Here is a 3,231-nt window from a genome sequence, read left to right as displayed (position 1 = left end):
TGCGGCAATCATTGCTTCTCACTTCTCGGAACAGCGGCGGGGTGGGTGGCGGAGTTGGTGGCGTGGTCGCGGAACCACGCGACGAGCGGGGTGGGGACGCGTTCGAGATCGCCGTCGCGTTCGACGAGCTGCCACAAGCCCATGGGTAGGCGATGGGCTTCACGGGGGTGCGTCGAATGCCGGTAGGTCCACTCGTACATATCGAAGACCGGCCACCACGTGTATCCGACGACGTCGACGCCGTCGGAACGCATCCGATGCACGGCGGCGACCGACGCAGCGAGCCACTCCAGGCGCTCGGCGATCGTGCCTGTCACACACGTCTCAGTCAGCATCACCGGGACGCCGTAACGATCCGCCGCTCGGCGCAACACCTCTCCGAGCCCTTCGACGCCATCGTCCCGGGTCGGCCGAGGGTCGGCGAAGCCGCCGCCGTGGCGCACACCAGCCTCGAAGACTTCGGTGGAGTGCCGCGGGTAGTAGTTGACGCCCATGACGTCAGGTGGCGAGGGTCGTTCGGCGAACCAGGTGAGGTCGTCGTCGGTCATCCCGTTTGCGGTGAGGAATGTGGCGAGTTCGTGCCCCGCATCGACTCGACCGGTCACGAGGTCTTCGACGAGGTGAGTCTGCGCGTGCAAGCGTCGGGCGTGTTCGCGATGTTCGACCGCGTCGAGGTCTCCGACGTAGCGGAAGCCGGCATCCACGTGCACGAAGACCGCCCGATCACCCAGCACGTCGCTGATCGCGCTCTGCGTCAGCACAAAGCCGCGGGCGAGCCGCTCCACCATCCGCACCAGGCCCGTTGTGCCGCTGAGGTAGGGCGGCCAGTACGCGTACTCGCCGGAGAAGAGGGCATGGATCATCGGCTCATTCACCGGCGTGTAGTCGGTGACGGTCGCGGCGTAGCGCTCGGCGACGCGTGCGGCGTACTCCGCGACGTGCTGCGGATAGTCGGGATGAGCGAACTCCCGTTCGAGCCAGAGCGGGGTGCCGTAGTGCAACAGGTCGACGATCGGGCGGATGCCGAGCTCGGCAAGCCGGTTCATCGCGCCGTCGAGCCAGGCCCAGTCCCACACCCCTGGCTCGGGCGCGATCCGGTGCCACGGGATGCCGTAACGCAGCAGCTCAGCTCCCGCCTCACGGACGAGCCCGAGGTCGGAGTGCCAGTGCTCATAGTGGCGGGTGAGTTCGTACTCGTCGATCGCACGTTCGCCCGATCGTTCTTGCGGCACGAAGGTGTTCTCGATGCCGAGAGCGAAATGCAGCCCGCCGTCGCGGAACCAGGGGGTCGTCGTCATTTCAGCCCCGTCGTCGCGATGCTCTCGATGAATCGCCGTTGGACGAACAGGAACGCGACCACGAGCGGGAACACCGCGATCAGAGAACCCGCCATCATCACCCCGTAGGGGATGATTCCGCCCGGTCCGGTGAGCAGCGTGAGCCCCGAGGTGATGGTTCCCATCTCGCGCTCGGTCGTGAAGATGAGCGGCCAGAGCAGGTCGTTCCAGTTGTTGACGAAGATGAAGATCGCGAGGGTGAGCAGAGCGGGAACGGCGTTGGGCAGAACGACGCTCCAGAACACTCGGAACTCGGAGGCGCCGTCGATGCGCGCCGCGGAGTCAAGGTCGCGCGGGAGGGCGAGGAAGAACTGCCGCAGGAAGAAGATGCCGAAAGCGTCGGCGGCTCGCGGCGCGATGAGTCCGGCAAAGGTGTTGACCCATCCCAGCTCGCTCACCAGCTGAAAGACCGGGATGAGCGTCGCCTGAAACGGGATCATGAGGCTCGCGATGATCATGATGAGCAACACGCGTTGGCCGGTGAAGTCGATCCGGGCGAGCGCGTAGGCGGCGAGCGAATCGAAGACGAGGGCGAACGCCGTCACCCCTCCCGCGAACAGAAAACTGTTGAGGGCCAGTCTCAGAAACGGCAGCTCGGTCAAGATCCGTTCGAGATTGGCGAGAGTCCACTCCGTCGGGACGAGAGTCGGTGGGAAGGCGTTGACCTCCGCGACCGGCTTGAACGCCGTGAACACGATGATGGCGAAGGGCAGCAGGACCACTGCCGTGGCGACGAGCAGCGCGAGGGTGAGCACGATGGTCGAGGGGCGGATACGCCGCCGGTTGGCGATCACTGCGCATCCTTCTCTCGACGCCCGAAGAACACGAACTGCACGATGCTGAGCAGCAGGGTGACCGCGAGCAGCACGTACGACAGCGCCGATGCGAATCCGACCTCAAGACGGCGGAAGCCCGACTGGTAGATCTCCATCACGATCGTCTGCGTGTGCCCGTACGGCCCGCCGCCGGTCATCACATAGATCTGGTCGAAGGCTTGCAGCGCGGCGATCATTGCGAAAATCAGCACGAAGGCGAGCGTGTTGGACAGAAGCGGCAGGGTGATGTTGGTGAACCGCGCCCACGGACCCGCTCCGTCGACGCGGGCCGCCTCATACAGTGAGCCCGGGATGTCTTGGAGGCCGGCAAGGAAGATGACGAGGTAGAAGCCGAAGTTCTTCCACACGGCGACGAGAGCGACAGCAGGCATCGCGAGAACGGGATCTTCGAGCACGTTGCCGAGCCGGATACCTGCGCCGCTCAGCCAGTGATTCAACAGACCGACCTGCGGGTCGATGAGGTAGCTCCAGGCGAGCGCCGCGACGGCGAGCGATGCCACGAACGGCAGGAAGAGTGCCGTTCGGAAGAAGGATCGGAACGGCAGCCGCGGGTGATTGAGCGCAAGAGCGAGCAGGAGGGCGACGACGACGGCGACCGGCGTGAACAGCACCGTGTACCAGAGCGTGTTGAGCATCGCGTCACGCACGTCGACGTCGGTGAAGGCGGTGACGTAGTTGTCAATCCCGACGAACTCCTCCTGCCCGAAGCCGCTCGCGTCGGTGAACGAGAGGCGCAGCGCGGAGAGCATCGGCCAGGCGACGAAGGCGCCGAGGATGACGAGGGCGGGCGCGAGGAACGCGAGAGCCGTCAGATTGCGGCGGCGCAGTGCAGCCCGGGAGCCGGGTCGCCCGCCGAGCGGAGCCGGTGGGCGGTACCGGCGGTTCACCGTGCTGGTCATTGGTTGCTCCTCTCGGTGTCTGGTCGCATCGTCGTCCGGTCAACGGACGGGGGCAAGGGGGAGGCCGAAGGCGAACCAGACGCCGAGAGGAGCAACCAATGACCAGCACGGTGAACCGCCGGTACCGCCCACCGGCTCCGCTCGGCGGGCGACCCGGCT

General features: G+C 66.0%; 3 protein-coding genes. All 3 read right to left on the bottom strand.

Annotated elements, in window-relative coordinates:
• Positions 1 to 8: 8 nt before the first annotated feature.
• From RMO30_RS11330 to RMO30_RS11320, 3 genes are read right to left on the bottom strand one after another with little or no spacing between them, the layout of a single operon-like run.
• The gene (locus tag RMO30_RS11330; RefSeq protein WP_309713457.1) at positions 9 to 1,298 is read right to left on the bottom strand and encodes a family 1 glycosylhydrolase; all 1,290 of its coding nucleotides are present in this window, start codon (positions 1,296 to 1,298) and stop codon (positions 9 to 11) included.
• A complete protein-coding gene (locus tag RMO30_RS11325) occupies positions 1,295 to 2,131 on the bottom strand; it encodes a carbohydrate ABC transporter permease (protein WP_309713455.1) in 837 nt (278 codons plus the stop codon). Before RMO30_RS11325 ends, RMO30_RS11330 begins: the two co-directional genes overlap by 4 nt.
• A complete protein-coding gene (locus tag RMO30_RS11320) occupies positions 2,128 to 3,072 on the bottom strand; it encodes a sugar ABC transporter permease (protein ID WP_309713452.1) in 945 nt (314 codons plus the stop codon). Before RMO30_RS11320 ends, RMO30_RS11325 begins: the two co-directional genes overlap by 4 nt.
• Positions 3,073 to 3,231: the final 159 nt, after the last annotated feature.

The sequence above is a fragment of the Pseudolysinimonas sp. genome, from assembly GCF_031389465.1.
Classification (GTDB): Bacteria; Actinomycetota; Actinomycetes; order Actinomycetales; family Microbacteriaceae; genus Pseudolysinimonas_A.
The sequence above is the reverse complement of the archived record's forward strand: the minus strand, read 5'-3'. Positions and strand labels throughout refer to the sequence as shown.